This window comes from Amycolatopsis sp. NPDC024027, assembly GCF_040638975.1.
Classification (GTDB): domain Bacteria; phylum Actinomycetota; class Actinomycetes; order Mycobacteriales; family Pseudonocardiaceae; genus Amycolatopsis.
Window position 1 is genome coordinate 187,551 of record NZ_JBEZYY010000012.1, and the last position, 15,104, is coordinate 202,654.

Genomic DNA, 15,104 nt, shown 5'->3' on the forward strand with positions numbered 1-15,104 from the left:
ATTCTGGTCAGCCCGCCGCGCCCCGCGCGGAAACCGGCGGCTACCGGCGATGTCATGCGGCGGGCGACGGCTGAATAAGCCTCACTAGTAGCTTTCGTCGCGCAGCTTTTCCAGGGCCTTCGCCAGGTCGTCCGGGTACTCCGACTCGAACTCGACCCACCGGCCGTCCGCCGGGTGGGCGAATCCCAGGGTCTTCGCGTGCAGCCACTGCCGGCTGAGCCCGAGGTGGCGGGCCAGGACCGGGTCCGCGCCGTAGGTCAGGTCGCCGACGCAGGGGTGCCGCAGCGCCGAGAAGTGGACGCGGATCTGGTGCGTCCGCCCGGTTTCGAGCTTGATGTGCGCGAGCGACGCCGCCCGGAACGCCTCGACGACTTCGTAGTGCGTCACGCTCGGGCGGCCGCCCTGGACCACCGCGAACTTGTAGTCGTGGCGCGGGTGGCGGTCGATCGGGGCGTCGATCGTGCCGCGCATCGGGTCCGGGTGGCCCTGGACGATCGCGTGGTAGCCCTTGTCGACCGTGCGCTCCTTGAACGCGCGCTTCAGCACGGTGTACGCGTGCTCGCTCTTGGCCACCACCATCACGCCGGTGGTGCCCGCGTCGAGCCGGTGGACCACGCCCTGGCGCTCGGCCGCGCCCGAGGTCGCGATGCGCAGGCCGGCCGCGGCGAGGCCGCCGACGACGGTCGGGCCGGTCCAGCCAGGGCTCGGGTGCACGGCGACGCCGACGGGCTTCGAAATGACGATGATGTCGTCGTCGTCGTGGAGGATCTGCATGCCCTCGACGGGCTCGGCGACGATCTCGATCGGGTTCGCCGGTTCGGGCAGCGTGATCTCCAGGAGGCCGCCGCCGGAAAGCCGGTCGGACTTGCCTGCCGGACGGCCGTCGAGCAGCACGTCCCCGGATTCGGCGAGCTCGGCGACGACCGTGCGCGACAGTCCGAGCAGCTTGGCGAGGCCGGCGTCGACCCGCATCCCGTCGAGCCCGTCGGGCACCGGGAGCATCCGCGAGCTCACGCCTGTTCCTCCTGCTGCTCCGGTGCTTCGGCCTTCTTCTTGTCCTTGGCCGGCTTGTCCTTGGTCGACGTGCCGTCGTAGTCCTTGCCCAGCAGCGACAGCAGCACGATCAGGGCGCCGCCGACGCAGATCGCGGAGTCGGCGATGTTGAAGATCGCGAAGCCCTTGCCGTTCGGGGCGAACGCCGAGATGAAGTCGACGACGTGGCCCTGCAGCCCGCCGGGCGCGCGGAAGATGCGGTCGGTCAGGTTGCCGGTGGCGCCGGCGAGCACGAGGCCGAGGCCGATCGCCCAGCCGATCGACCGCAGCCGCCGCGACAGCCAGACGATCGCGATGACGACGGCGAGCGCGACCAGGGCGAGCACCCACGTCATGCCGGTGGCCATCGAAAACGCGGCACCGGGGTTGCGGATGACCTGCAGGTAGATCAGCCCGCCGAGGACCTTGACCGGCTCCTTGCCCTCCAGGTTGGCCACGACCAGGTTCTTCGTCACCAGGTCGATCGCCCAGAACACGACGGCGACCGCGAAGACCCAGCCGACCCGCCGCTTGGGCAGCAGCGGCTTCGCCGGGACCTCCGGGTTCTCGGGCGCGTCCGCGGCGGGATCGGGCACCGCGTCGGCGGGCGCGGCGGTGTCGGGTTCGGAGTGGCTGGGCTCGGTGCTCACCGGTCCATTGTCCACGGCGCTGGTCAGGCCGTGTCGGGCCCGTCCGGCCGCGGGCGCAGGAGGACGGCGAAGGCAGCCGCGAACAGCACGCCCGCCGCGGCGAGCGCGCCGGCCACCGGGGGCAGGAACACGGTCGCGACCAGCGCGAACACCCCGGCTACGGCCAGCAGGAACCGGCTGCGCTCGTGGGCGGCCAGCAGCACCAGGCCCAGCGTCGCCAGCAGAGCGCCGCGGACGTCGCCGCCGAGCCGGAGCTGGAGGGCGCCGGCCAGGTCGAGCAGCGGGACGGCGGCCAGCGCCCCGAGCGTGCCGAGCAGGAACCGGCCGGGGCGCGGGGGCCGCAGCTCCCGCCAGTACCAGGCGGCCACGGCCAGCACCACGCAGGCGAGACCCGCGAGCCAGCCGAGCTTCGTCGCGGGCGTGGGGTCGGCCGAGAACGCGATGGCCCGCACCTCGTTTCCGGCCGGACGGCCGGGGCCGCCGACTCCGCCGGTCCCGAGGCCGTACCAGCCTGGGGACAGCTGGTACCCCTGGCCGGCTTCGATACCGTCCGGGACCGTCTCGACGGCCACCATCACCAGCAGCGCGAACCCCAGCGCGGCCAACGGGAACCAGGACCGCCGTGAACTCCCCATCGCGTCAGCGTATCGAGCTCGGGTTTCCCCGCAGCAGCGCGATGAAGGCGGCGGCGAGCAGGATCACCGCCGAGATCAGCACGCCCGCCATGTCCGCCGAGAGCACCACGACGACCAGGGCGAACGCGACCACGGTGACCAGGAGGAGCAGGCTGCGCTCGTAGGCGGCGAGCACCAGCAGGCCGAGCGTGGCCAGCAGCGGGCCGCGCAGCCCCTCGTCGAGCCGGAACTGCCGGGTCCCGACCAGGTCGAGCAGCGGGACGGCGAGCAGCGCGGCGACCGTGCCGAGGACGAACCGCCCGGTGCGGACGGGCCGCAGGGCCAGCGCGTACCAGACGGCTGTCCCGGCGAGCACCACGCCGAGCGCGACCAGCCACGCGGGCCCGGCCGGCAGGCCGCTTTCCACCCGGCGGAAATCGTCCAGGGGCAACGGATACGCCTGGCTGTGCTCGGTCACGCCGGGCGGGACCGAGTACGGTCCGATGAGGAGGTTCGCGGACTCGCTTTCGGCCCGGCTGCGGCGGGCCACCAGCTGCACCGCCGCCAGGCCGATCTGGGCGAACCCCAGCAGTGCCAGCGGAAACCAGAAACGCCCTCTCCCCATCGGCCCAGGTTAGCTGCTCAGCAGAAGGGCGGCAGCTCCCGCGGGTCGCCCACCGGCGCCCAGCGGCCGTCCACCTTCGCGTATTCCCAGCGTGCTCCGCGGGCGACGATCTGCCGCAGCGCCAGGAGCACGCGGTCGACGTGTTCCTCCGTGCTGCCGAGGCCGAGGCTCACGCGGACCGCCTGCTGCCCGTCGCCGCCGGCGACGCCGATCAGCCGCTTGGCCGCGATGTGGGCGCAGAAGGCGCCGTCGCGGACGCCGATGCCGTACTCGGCGGACAGCACCGCGGCGAGCCAGCCGGGGTCGAAGCCGTCGACGACGAAGCTGACCGTGCCGACCCGGTCGACCGGCGCGTCGAACAACCGCAGCTCGGCGCAGCCCGGGATGGCCTCGAGGCCCTTGCGCAGCCGGGCGAGCAGGGCCTGTTCGTGGTTTTCGATCGCGGCCCAGTTTTCACCGAGGGTCTCGCACGCGACACCGAGCGCGTACACGCCGACCGTGTTGGGCGAACCGGCTTCGTGGCGCTCCGGGCCGGTGTTCCAGACGACGGCGTCCTCGGTGACGAGCTTGGTCGCGCCGCCGCCGGCGAGGTACGGCCGGGCCGCGCGCAGCCAGTCGGCGCGGCCGATCAGCGCACCCGCGCCGAAGGGCGCGTACAGCTTGTGGCCGGACAGGGCGATGTAGTCGACGTCCAGTTCCTTGAGCGAGATCCGGCGGTGCGGGGCGAGCTGGGCGGCGTCGAGCGCGATGCGAGCGCCGTGTTTCCGTGCCACGGCGGAGATTTCGGCCACCGGGAGCAGTTCACCGGTCACATTGGACGCTCCGGTGACGACGACCAGCCGCGGTCCCTGCGGGGCGGCCGCGAGTGCTTCGTCCACAGCGGACACCGCGGCGAGACGGGTGCGCGGGGTCGGGATCCGCCGGACGTTCGGTCCCGGCCACGGCAGCAGCGCGGCGTGGTGCTCGGTGTCGAAGACGATCACCGTGGTGTGCCGCGGCAGGCTGCGGGCGAGGAGGTTGAAGGAGTCGGTGGTGTTGCGGGTGAAGACGACGGTGTCGGTCCGCCGGGCGTCGACGAAGCGGCGCAGGACGTCACGGGTGCGCTCGTAGAGCTTGGTGGAGACCTGCGACGCGAAGCCGGCCCCGCGGTGGACGCTCGCGTACCAGGGCAGGAACTCGTCGACGGCGCCGCGGACGGCCTCGAGGCACGGGGCGCTCGCGGCGTGGTCGAGGTTGGCGTAGCCGATGTCCCCGCCGGTCACCAGCGGCACCCGCAGCGCCGCCCCCGCGACGGCGGGGATGGCGCGGGCTTCGGGGCTTGCGGGGCTTTCGAGCGGGGTGCGGTCGATGGCGAGAGTCATCGGGGTGCCTCCTCGGCGATCCGGGGGACCCCGGCGAGGGGCCCGCGCTTGCCCGTCGCACGGCGCGACCGGCCCGGTCTTCACCCGGGGCACCCCACCGCGGTAGGAGGGTTGCCGGCCAGCAAGCCGGGGCTTCGCGCTGGCACTCATGACCTGAACCAGAAGGTAACCGAGAACGCGGCCGGTGGCCAACCCCTGCCTCACATTCTGAGACGCCGCTCACAGACAGTGAGCACGCACGGCCGCGGCGCCCGGAAATCCGGGCGAACGTGACGCCGTCCCCGTCGCGGCCGCGTCCGGTTCAGCCCCGCCGACGGCACGGCCGCGTTTCCGTCAGCGGCCGGATTCGCCCTTCCAGCGAGCCAGGCGCCCGGCCCGGTCGACGGCGCGCAGCCGGCGTTCGGCGTCGTCGCGGACGGCGCTCGTCGTGACGACCAGCAGCTGGTCGTTCTCCTGCAGCCGGCTGGTCTTCTGCGGTGTGAAGCCCGCGCCGTCGCGCACCACCAGGCTGATCGTCGCCCCGATCGGCAGCCGCAGCTCGGACAGGTACACGCCGTGCAGCTTCGATCCCGGCTGGATCCGGACCTGCAGCAGTTCGGCACCCAGCTCGTCCAGTGGCGCGGAGTCGACCTCCACCTCGTGCGGCTCGGACTTCTTGGCCAGCCCGAGCCGGCGCGCGAGCGGGCCGAGCGTCGCGCCCTGCACCAACGTCAACACGACGACCAGCACGAACACCGCGTCGACCAGCCGCTGCGCGCCCGGCAGGCCCTGCGACAGCGGGATCATCGCGAGCACGATCGGCACGGCGCCGCGCAGCCCGGCCCACGACAGGAACGCCTGTTCCCGCCACGGCAGCCGGAACGGCAGCATCGCCAGGACGACCGAGACCGGCCGCGCCAGCAGCAGCACGACCGCGCCCGCGACCAGGCCCGGCACGATCGCGTCGAGCAGCCGGCCCGGCGACGCGAACAGCCCGAGCAGCACGAACAGCCCGATCTGCGCCAGCCAGCCCAGGCCCTCGGCGAACGACAGCGTGTCCGAGCGGTGCGGCAGCCGCGAATTGCCGAGCACCAGCGCGGCGACGTAGGTGGCGAGCAGCCCGGACGCGTGCAGCAGCTGCCCGGACGAGTACGCGACGACGCACACCGCGACCGTGGCGAGCGGGTAGAGGCCCGTCGCCGGCAGCGCGGCCCGGCGCAGCGCGTGGCCGCCGAGCCAGCCGAAGGCCAGCCCGATGGCCAGGCCCGCCGCCAGCTCGTAGACCGCCAGCAGCGGCAGCGTCCAGTCCACAGTGGTGCCTTCGGCCAGCACCACGACGGCGATGTAGGCCGGCGCGTCGTTGATGCCCGACTCGAGTTCGAGCGCGCCGGTGAGCCGTTTGCCGATCCCCGCCGTGCGCAGCACCGAGAACACCGCGGCCGCGTCGGTCGAGGCGAGCACCGCGCCCCACAGCAGCGCCAGCCGCCAGTCCAGGCCCAGCAGCCAGTGCAGCGCCGCGCCGGTGACCGCGATGCTCACCACCACGGACACTGTGGACAGTGCGATTCCGCGGCCCAGCGCGGGTTTCACCGCCGACCACCGGGTGGTCAGCCCGCCTTCGGCGAGGATCATGACGAGCGCGGCGAGGCCGAGCGACTGGGTGAGTCCGGGGTTGTCGAACCGGATGCCGAAGCCGGCTTCGCCCAGCACGACGCCGATCCCCAGGTACAGCAGCAGCGAGGGCAGGCCGAGCCGGATCGACACGCGCACGGCCAGCACCGAGGCGAGGAGCACGACACCGCCGACGCCGAGCAGCACGGGAAGCTGGTCCATGCCCGCCTCCTCCCGAGTGCCGTGGGGCCCTCAGAATAGTGAAGCGCGGGGGTTAACTCGTTCGTGTACCGCTGCCCGGCGCCGGGCACCCGGTGTGTTAAGGCGCCGCGGCACCACCGAGCGCGTCGAGATCGACACCGAGAGCGGCGAACGGCTCCCCCGCCGCGGGCAGCACCTTGACCGCGCGGTGGCCGTCCCTGGCCACCCAGCCGGCGTCGACCGCCCGGTCGAGCAACGCCGCGGGCAGGGCACCGGCGAGGTGGTCGCGGCGCTCCGTCCAATCCAGACAGTCACGCAGCAGCGGCCGCCGCCCGGCGGCGACCGGCACGCCGAGGTTCGCCAGCACCGTCCGCCCGCGCGGGGTCAGGGCTAGGCCGTCGGCGGTGTCGACCAGGCCGGTGGCGAGCATGCCTTCGCGCAGCGCCACGCCGAGCTCGCCGGCGAGGTGGTCGTAGCAGGTCCGCGCGAACCCGAGCCGCCGCGCCCGCAGCGAGGACTTCAGGCCGGTGACGGGCCGGTACCCGGCAGTTTTTCGGGGGCTCCGGGTGGCGGAGCCCCCGGCCCGGGGCGGAGCCCCGGATGCCACGGCGTGCTGGGCCAGGTGCTCGATCAGCTCGGCCACGCGCGGGTCGGCGATCCGGACGTAGCTGGCCCGCCCCTGCTTGGCCCGGACGACGAAGCCGGCACCGGCCAGCCGGGTGACGTGCTCACTGGCCGTCGAGAGGGCGATCCCGGCCGCCTTCGCGAGCTCGCCGACGGTCCAGGCGCGCCCGTCCAGCAGTACGAGGCACATGGTGGCCCGGCTCGGGTCGGCGAGCACCGCGGCCACCTCGGCCAGCGCGATCGTCTCCATGCCCCCACGCTACGGCCCCGACCCGTCGGCCACGGCCGAACCATCGCCCCCGGCCGGAGACGGGTCAGAGGGGTTTGAGGAACTTGGCGGCGACCTGGACGGCCGGGCCCGAGTCGTTCGAGTTCTCCAGGACCACCGCGAAGGCGATGGTGCCGCGGTAGCCCACGAACCAGCCCGTGGCCTGCTTGCCGTCGCCGAACTGGGCGGTGCCGGTCTTGCCGAAGACGTTGCCCGCCGCCGCGGCGGCCCGGCCGGTGCCGCTGGTGACCACCGCGCGCATCATCTTCCGCACCTCGCCGAGCACCGACGCCGGCGGCGGCGAATAGCCCTTGACGACCTTGGTCTCGACGTCGTGCCACAGCCGCGGCGTGATCGCCTTGCCGGAGGCGACCGTGGCGGCCATCAGCGTGCCGCCGAGGGCGCTGGCCTGGATGCGGCCCTGGCCGAACCCGTCCTCGACCTGCTCGTCCTTGCTCGCCGCGGGCTCGACCTTCCCCAGCTCCGTCTTGAGCCCGGGGATCTCGTAGTCGGCGTTGAGGCCGAGTTCGTCGGCCGCCTTCTTCAGCCCGTCCGCGGGCAGGCCGAGCGCGAGCTGGCCGAACGTCGTGTTGCAGGAGCGCGCGAACGCCGTCTGCAGGTTGGTCGCGCCCAGCTCGAAGCCCTCGTTCTTGACCGTCCGCGTGCCGATCGTCGCGACGCCCGGGCAGTCGACCGGCGACGTCGCGGTGAGCCCGCTCTGCTGGACCGCCGCCACCGACGTCGCGATCTTGAACGACGACCCCGGCTCGTACAGGCCGTTGAGCGCCTTCGGCGAGTTCCCGGCGGCGGCGTTCTGCGCGACGGCGAGGATGTCGCCCGAACCCGTGTCGAGGGCGACGAGCATCGCCGACCCCTGGTAGCCGTCCACCGCGGCCTGGGCGGCGTTCTGCGCGTCCAGGCTCAGGCTCGCCACGAGTGGCTTCGCCCCTTCGGCCGACGCCTTCCCGAACAGCGTCTCGACGCTCTTGCCGCCGCCATCGACGCGCTCGACGGCGAATCCCCCGCCGGCCGCGGCGGTGACCTGCCCGGTGAGCGCCGAGCGCAGCAGCGGGGCCGGGTTGCCGTCCACCGGCCGCACGCCGCCGGGCCCGCTGATGACCAGCGGCTTGCCGTCGCGGTCGGCGACCGCGGTGGTGTCCTGCGCGGCGGTGCTGATCACCAGCCGCTGGCCCGCCTCCAGCTTCGGGTGCAGCAGCGACGGCGCCCAGTGGACCAGCCACTTCCCACCGTTCTGCGCGAGCTGGAACGGCACGTCGTAGGTCCACGTCTTGCCCGGCTTCAGCACCCACGAGAGGCTGAACGTCCCGTCCGTCTGCTTCGCGCCGGCCGCAGCCGGCTGCAGGGCGCCCAGCTTGGCGGTGACCGACGACGGGGTCAGCGCGTTCCGCGTGGCCCGCAACGCCACCGCGGCCGCCGCGTTGTCGTCGGTCAGCCGGGCCGCCGCGTCGGGGTTGTTCTCGGAAAAGTCCTGCAGGTACTCGGTGATCGCCGAGTTCGGGTCGTGCGCGCCCGGGCTCTCCACCGTGGTCGCGCCCGCGGCGGCCTCCGGCGTCGAACCCCCGCTGTTCAGCACGAAGAACGCGGCCACCAGCACCACGACGACCAGCAGCGCGCCACCGATCAGGATGCCGCGTCTCTTACCGGGATTCACCTTCGACGTACCCCTCCCCCAAGGTGCCGCCCCGGATCCGGGGTGGCCGGTCGAGTCTGCACCCTACCGGCCACCCGCGGCAATCATGCTTTCGCCACCGCCACGGTGACCTTCGTGCCGTCGCCGACCGTGCCGGCGAAGCCCTCGGCCACCGGGCCGTGGGTCACCGACGTCGCCAGCGTCTCCGAGGCCAGGAACTCCTCGTGCGTCCGGGCCGCGGCCACGACGTCGGCGGGCGCGTCGATGGTCAGCGCGATCCGGTCGGCGACGTCGAGCCCGGCGTCCCGGCGGGCCTGCTGCACGACCCGGACCAGGTCGCGGACCAGGCCCTCGGCCGCCAGCTCCGGCGTCACCTCGGTGTCGACCAGGACCAGCCCGGACCCGCCGGGCAGCTCCGCCGCCGCGCCGCCGCCCTTGGCGACCAGCCGGCGTTCGAACTCGCCCTCCTGCAGGGCGATCCCGGCCGCGACCACGGCGCCGCCCTGGAACGACCAGTCCCCCGCCTTGACGGCCTTGATCACCGTCTGGACGTCCTTGCCCAGGCGCGGGCCGGCGGCGCGGGCGTTCACCGCGACCTCGAACCCGCCGTGCGCGGCGACGTCGGTGGTCAGCTCGACCGCCTTGACGTTCACCTCGTCCCGCAGGATGTCGGCGAAGGCGCCCATCGTCTCGGCATCGTCGGCCGCCACGACCAGCGACGACAGCGGCAGCCGCACGCGCAGCTTGTTGGCCTTCCGCAGCGACAGCGCCGAGGACGCCACCTGCCGCACCCGGTCCATCGCCGTCACCAGCGCCGCGTCCGCGGGCAGGTCGTTCGCGTTCGGCCAGTCGGTCAGGTGCACCGAACGGCCGCCGGTGAGCCCGCGCCAGACGACCTCGGTGGTCAGCGGCAGCAGCGGCGCCGCGACCCGCGAAGTCACCTCCAGCACGGTGTGCAGCGTGTCGATCGCGTCCTTGTCGCCCGCCCAGAAGCGGTCGCGCGAGCGGCGCACGTACCAGTTCGTCAGGACCTCGAGGAAGTCCCGGACGGTCTGGCACGCGCCCGCGACGTCGTAGTGGTCCATCGCGTACTCGACGTCGGTGACCAGCTCGTGCGTCTTCGCCAGGACGTACCGGTCGAGCACGTTCGGCGAGTCCGTGCGCCACTGGCCTTCGACGCCTTCCGCGTTCGCGTACAGCGCGAGGAAGTAGTACGAGTTCCACAGCGGCAGCACGGCCTGGCGGACGGCGTCGCGGATGCCCTTGTCGGTGACGACGAGGTTGCCGCCGCGCAGGATCGGGCTCGCCATCAGGTACCAGCGCATGGCGTCGGAGCCGTCGCGCTCGAGCACCTCGTTGACGTCCGGGTAGTTGCGCAGCGACTTGGACATCTTCGCGCCGTCGGAGCCCAGCACGATGCCGTGCGCGACGCAGGTTCGGAACGCCGGCCGGTCGAACAGCGCCGTGGCCAGCACGTGCAGCAGGTAGAACCAGCCGCGGGTCTGCCCGATGTACTCGACGATGAAGTCGCTCGGGTAGTGGTGCTCGAACCACTCGGCGTTCTCGAACGGGTAGTGCACCTGGGCGTACGGCATCGAGCCCGAGTCGAACCAGACGTCGAGGACGTCCGGGACGCGGCGCATCGTCGACCGGCCGGTCGGGTCGTCCGGGTTCGGCCGGGTCAGGTCGTCGATGTAGGGCCGGTGCAGGTTGTCCAGCCGCACGCCGAAGTCGGCCTCGAGCTCGTCGAGCGAGCCGTAGACGTCGGTGCGCGGGTACGCCGGGTCGTCGGACTGCCACACCGGGATCGGCGTGCCGAAGTACCGGTTGCGGGAGATCGACCAGTCGATGGCGTTCTCCAGCCACTTCCCGAACTGGCCGTCCTTGACGTTCTCCGGGTACCAGGTGATCTGCTGGTTGAGCTCGACCATCCGGTCCTTGAACTGCGTCACCGCGACGAACCACGACGAGACCGCGCGGTAGATCAGCGGGTTCCGGCAGCGCCAGCAGTGCGGGTAGCTGTGGTCGTAGGTCTCGTGCCGCAGCAGGACGGCGCCCTGCTGCGCCGCGGATCCGGTGCCGTTCTTGAGGTCCCGCACGATGTTCGGGTTGGCGTCGAAGACCTGCAGGCCCTCGTAGTCCGGCACGGTCGCGTCGAACTTGCCGTGCGCGTCGACCGGCGTGACCGGCGGGATGCCGGCGGCGTCGGTGACGACCTTGTCGTCGGCACCGTAGGCCGGGGCGATGTGGACGATCCCGGTGCCGTCGTCGGTGGTGACGTAGTCGGCGGCCAGCACCTGGTGGGCGTTCTCGGTGCCGGTGAAGTACGGGAACGGTGGCGCGTAACGGGTTCCGAGCAGCTGCGTGCCGGTGTAGCGCGCGACGACCGTCGGCTCTTCGCCGAGTTCACGCGCGTACGCGGCCACCCGCGCTTCGGCGAGCAGGAACCGCTTGCCCTCGCTCTCCACGACGACGTACTGCACTTCGGGGTGCACGGCGGTGGCGAGGTTCGACGGCAGCGTCCACGGCGTCGTCGTCCAGATCAGCAGGTAGCTGCCGTCCAGGTCATTGTCGTTGCCCTGCAAGCGGAAACCGACCGTGACGGCCGGGTCCTGGCGGTTGCGGTAGACGTCGGAGTCCATGCCCAGCTCGTGGTTGGACAGCGGCGTCGCGTCGCGCCAGCAGTACGGCAGGACGCGGTAGCCCTCGTAGACGAGTCCCTTGTCCCACAGGCGTTTGAACGCCCACAGCACCGACTCCATGTAGGTGACGTCGAGGGTCTTGTAGTCGTTGTCGAAGTCGACCCAGCGGGCCTGGCGGGTGACGTACTCGCGCCACTCGTCGGTGTAGCGGAGGACGGACTCCTGCGAAGCCGCGTTGAACTTCGCGATGCCCATCTCTTCGATCTCGGACGTCTCGGTGATGCCGAGCTGGCGCATCGCTTCGAGCTCGGCGGGCAGCCCGTGGGTGTCCCAGCCGAAGCGGCGCTCGACCTTGCGGCCCTTCATCGTCTGGTAGCGCGGCACCAGGTCCTTGACGTACCCGGTGAGCAGGTGGCCGTAGTGCGGCAGGCCGTTGGCGAAGGGCGGGCCGTCGTAGAAGACGTACTCGTTTTCGCCCTTTTCGCCGGCCGGGCGCGCGTCGATCGTCGCCTGGAAGGTCCGGTCGCTCTCCCAGTAGGCGAGGACCTGCTTCTCCAGTGCGGGGAACGACGGCTGCGACGGGACTCCTGCGCCGTCGCCAAGCTGGGCCTGGGGGTACATCCGGGTGCTCCTCGGTTCGTCGCTCGCGTACGGACGACCGGCTTCGCACCGGTCACCCACACGGGGACGAGACGCCTCGGCGTTCCGCGGTACCACCCCGCTTGCCTGCTCGCGCAGGCCACTTCGTTCGACGGCTGTCACGGGCCGAACCCGTCCGGTTCTACTGAGAGCGGTGAAGCTCGGTTCTTCCGGAGGCTCCCCGGTGATGGCCGGATCGACGCCGTGTTGCCTACCAGGTTAACCGGCCCGCGCAACCGGGTTGTCACGAGGGGCACATACGGTCACGACGATCGCGACCAGCCAGAGCGTGCCCGCGATCAGGCCCACCTCGTGCAGACCGGTGACGAACGGGCCGGCCACGACGGTGCCGAGCACCGCCACCCCGAGCGCGCCGCCGGCTTGGCGGGCGGTGTTGTTGACGCCGCTGGCCACGCCCGCGCGCTCCGGCGGGATGCCGCCGACCGCGGCCGTCACCACCGCCGTCGTCAGCAGGCCCATCCCGATCCCGAGGCCGAGCAGGGTCGGCAGCAGGGCCGGGTAGCCGCTGTTTTCGTTGAGCAGCACCAGGTTCAGCATTCCGAGTGCGCCCAGAGCCAAGCCGGTCACCATGAGCGGGCGGGGGCCGAAGCGGCCGGTGAGCCGGCCCGCGACGGGAGCCAGCAGCGAGAGCGGGCCGAACAGCGGCAGCACCTCGAGCCCGGCTTCGAGCGGACTCGCGTGCCGGACGCCCTGCAGGTACAGCGTCAGGACGAGGATCGCGCCGATGCCGGTGAAGTTCATCGCCGCCGCGACGAAGTTCGGGCCGAGCGTCCGGCGGACGACGTCCGGCGGCAGCATCGGATCCGCCACCCGGCGTTCCACGACCGCGAACGCCGCGAGCGCTCCGGCCGCCACGATCCCGGCCAGGAGGTCCCGCTCGATGACCGCGTACACCCCGGCACCGAGGGCCGGCACCGCCGTGGCGACGCCGGCGACGTCGATCCGCCGTCCGGATGTGCGCTCGCCGCGCGGGACGAGCCGCGCTGTCGCGAAGGCCGCTGCCAGGACGACGGGGACGTTGAGCCAGAAGACCGGCTGCCAGCCCACCGCGGTGACCACGGCGCCGCCGAGCACCGGGCCCGCCGCCAGGGCCAGCGCCGACACCCCGGCCCAGAGGCCGAGGGCCCGTGCCCGCTCGGTGCGTCCCGGGTAGGCGTTCGTGATCACGGCGAGGGTGCCGGGCAGCAGCAACGCGGCGCCCAGGCCCTGGCCGGCGCGGGCGGCGACGAGCCACGGCGCCGACCCGGCGAGCCCGCAGGCGGCCGACGCCGTGCCGAACAGCGCGAAGCCCGCGAGGACGACCCGGCGGTGACCGAAGACGTCGCCGAGCGCGCCGCCGGTGAGCAGGAAGGCGGCCAGGACGACCGCGTAGCCGTCGACCACCCACTGATGCGCCGCGAGGCCGGCGTGCAGGCCGGTGCCGATGGCGGGCAGGGCGACGTTGACGACCGTGACGTCCAGCTGGACGAGGAACATCCCGGCGCACATGGTGAACAGGAGCACGTCCCCAGTGGACCGCGCGGACACTTCCGTTTGGGTGGAAGTGTCGCGGGGGCATCCTGGGAGGCGTGGAAGGCGACGCCGACATCGCGCGCACGGCCGCGCTGTTCGCGGACCCGGCCCGGGTACGCGTGCTGCTCGCGCTCGCCGACGGCCGGGCGCTGGCGGCGTCGGTGCTGGCCGCCGAAGCGCGGCTGTCCGCGCCGGGCGTCAGCGCGCACCTGGCGAAGCTGCGGGCGGCGGGCCTGGTCGTCGCCGAGAAGTCGGGGCGCCACCGGTTCTACCGGCTGGCCGGCCCGGACACCGCCGAGCTGCTGGAGACGCTGGCGCGGTGTTCGCCGTCCCAGCCGGTGACGTCGTTGCGCGAGGGGACGCGGGCGGAGGCGCTGCGGACGGCCCGGACGTGCTACGACCACCTCGCTGGCCGGCTCGGGGTGGCGGTGACGTCGGCGTTGCTGGCGCGCGGCGCGTTGACCGGACCTGGCGATACGCGAAGGCGGCCGGGTGACCGGATTTCGGCTCCGCTGCGCGAACACCCGTACACGCTGGGTCCGGCGGCTGTTCCGGTGTTCGGCTCACTGGGCGTGGACCTGGCGGCCGTCGCCGCCGGACGGCGTCCGCTGCTGAAGTTCTGCGTCGACTGGAGCGAGCAGCGGCACCACCTGGCGGGCGCGCTGGGCGCGGCGGTGGCGGCCCGGTTCCTCGACGCGGGCTGGGTCCGGCGGCGAGCCCAGGCCCACCGCGCACTCCGCCTCACCCCGGAAGGCTCCCAAGCCCTGGAGACTCACCTCGGCCTGGCCGCCTGACGCCGTGTCGTCCCTTCAATCACGCGTGTCGTCCCTCCAGGCACGCGTGTCGTCCGTTCCGGCAGGCGCTCGAACCCCGGATCTCGCGTGATGGAGGCCGGAACTCGGGTGATCAGGGCCGTGACTCGCGCGGCTGGCGGGGCATCTCGCGTGATTGGAGAGGCATCTCGCGTGATCAGGGGGGCATCTCGCGTGATTAGGGGGTCGACACGGTCAGCGGTGGGCGGCGACCAGGGTGGCGTCGGGGCGGCAGCGGTCGCAGGGGGTGAAGCCGAGCTGGCGGGCCTCGCCCACGCCGATCGGGATCGTGTCGCGGGTGCCGAGCCAGGGGCACGTGCCGAGGTGGTAGCGGGGGTGCTCGTCGACGACCACGACCTCGTCCTCTAGGTCGGCCAGGACCGCGACGTCGGCCTCCGGGGTCTCTTCCACTCCCGGGTCGGAATCGGGCTTCGTTTCGGTCTCGGCTGAAGCGTCGGCCTCTTCGGCCGGCTCGGGTTCGGGTGCGTCGGGCGTGTCGGCCGGGTCGCCCAGGTCGCCGGCGGCCGGGATCAGGGTGGTTTGTTCTTCTTCGGCCGGTGACTCGGGCGCCTCGGGCACCTCGGCCTCCGGCGGGGAAACGGCCGGAGTGGCCGGAGCGGCGGCCGGGGCCGGAGGCGCGGCGGATCGGCGACGGCGGCGCAGCCAGTCGGCGACCAGGAGCAGCCCGGCCAGCACGGACAGGCCGATGGAAACCCACGCCCACAGCGAAGAAGCCGTGATCAGCGCGGTGACGAGCAACCCCAGAGCCGCCAGTACCAGGACCAGCACGATGTAAAGCACGCTGAATTACAGCACGAACCGCCCGGGAGCGGACCACGACCCGCCCACGTGTGGTACCGGA

Annotated in this window: 12 protein-coding genes and 1 riboswitch; of the genes, 1 reads left to right on the forward strand and 11 read right to left on the reverse strand. The window is 72.8% G+C overall.

Annotated features, from left to right (window positions below; all coding sequences use genetic code 11):
• Positions 1 to 84: 84 nt before the first annotated feature.
• From AB0F52_RS27975 to AB0F52_RS28020, 10 genes are all read right to left on the reverse strand, one after another.
• Positions 85 to 1,014, reverse strand: coding sequence for an RluA family pseudouridine synthase (locus AB0F52_RS27975; protein ID WP_360177180.1), 930 nt, complete (start codon positions 1,012 to 1,014; stop codon positions 85 to 87).
• A complete protein-coding gene (gene lspA, locus AB0F52_RS27980; protein ID WP_360177538.1) occupies positions 1,011 to 1,628 on the reverse strand; it encodes a signal peptidase II in 618 nt (205 codons plus the stop codon). Before lspA ends, AB0F52_RS27975 begins: the two co-directional genes overlap by 4 nt.
• 77 nt (positions 1,629 to 1,705) lie before the next feature.
• Complete coding sequence (locus AB0F52_RS27985) at positions 1,706 to 2,317, reverse strand: hypothetical protein (protein ID WP_360177183.1); 612 nt, start codon at positions 2,315 to 2,317, stop codon at positions 1,706 to 1,708.
• A 4-nt stretch (positions 2,318 to 2,321) separates the two neighbouring features.
• Positions 2,322 to 2,921, reverse strand: coding sequence for a hypothetical protein (locus AB0F52_RS27990; RefSeq protein WP_360177186.1), 600 nt, complete (start codon positions 2,919 to 2,921; stop codon positions 2,322 to 2,324).
• 17 nt (positions 2,922 to 2,938) lie between these two features.
• On the reverse strand, positions 2,939 to 4,282 hold the full coding sequence (locus AB0F52_RS27995; protein WP_360177189.1) for an aminotransferase class V-fold PLP-dependent enzyme: 1,344 nt from the start codon (positions 4,280 to 4,282) through the stop codon (positions 2,939 to 2,941).
• Between the two features lie 39 nt (positions 4,283 to 4,321).
• A riboswitch (SAM riboswitch) is annotated at positions 4,322 to 4,436 on the reverse strand.
• A 179-nt stretch (positions 4,437 to 4,615) separates the two neighbouring features.
• On the reverse strand, positions 4,616 to 6,094 hold the full coding sequence (locus AB0F52_RS28000; RefSeq protein ID WP_360177192.1) for a potassium/proton antiporter: 1,479 nt from the start codon (positions 6,092 to 6,094) through the stop codon (positions 4,616 to 4,618).
• A gap of 97 nt (positions 6,095 to 6,191) precedes the next feature.
• Positions 6,192 to 6,947, reverse strand: coding sequence for a metalloregulator ArsR/SmtB family transcription factor (locus tag AB0F52_RS28005; protein WP_360177195.1), 756 nt, complete (start codon positions 6,945 to 6,947; stop codon positions 6,192 to 6,194).
• A gap of 64 nt (positions 6,948 to 7,011) precedes the next feature.
• A complete protein-coding gene (locus AB0F52_RS28010; protein WP_360177198.1) occupies positions 7,012 to 8,637 on the reverse strand; it encodes a penicillin-binding transpeptidase domain-containing protein in 1,626 nt (541 codons plus the stop codon).
• A gap of 83 nt (positions 8,638 to 8,720) precedes the next feature.
• Positions 8,721 to 11,879, reverse strand: a complete 3,159-nt coding sequence (ileS, locus tag AB0F52_RS28015; RefSeq protein WP_360177201.1) for an isoleucine--tRNA ligase — start codon at positions 11,877 to 11,879, stop codon at positions 8,721 to 8,723.
• 237 nt (positions 11,880 to 12,116) lie between these two features.
• Entirely contained in the window at positions 12,117 to 13,421 is a 1,305-nt protein-coding gene (locus tag AB0F52_RS28020; protein WP_360177204.1) for an MFS transporter, read from the reverse strand.
• A gap of 65 nt (positions 13,422 to 13,486) precedes the next feature.
• On the opposite strand from AB0F52_RS28020, the gene AB0F52_RS28025 reads away from it, so the two are divergent.
• Complete coding sequence (locus tag AB0F52_RS28025) at positions 13,487 to 14,224, forward strand: metalloregulator ArsR/SmtB family transcription factor (protein ID WP_360177207.1); 738 nt, start codon at positions 13,487 to 13,489, stop codon at positions 14,222 to 14,224.
• A 213-nt stretch (positions 14,225 to 14,437) separates the two neighbouring features.
• Here AB0F52_RS28025 and AB0F52_RS28030 read toward each other — a convergent pair whose 3' ends face one another.
• The gene (locus tag AB0F52_RS28030) at positions 14,438 to 15,043 is read right to left on the reverse strand and encodes a hypothetical protein (RefSeq protein WP_360177210.1); all 606 of its coding nucleotides are present in this window, start codon (positions 15,041 to 15,043) and stop codon (positions 14,438 to 14,440) included.
• Positions 15,044 to 15,104 lie beyond the last annotated feature (61 nt).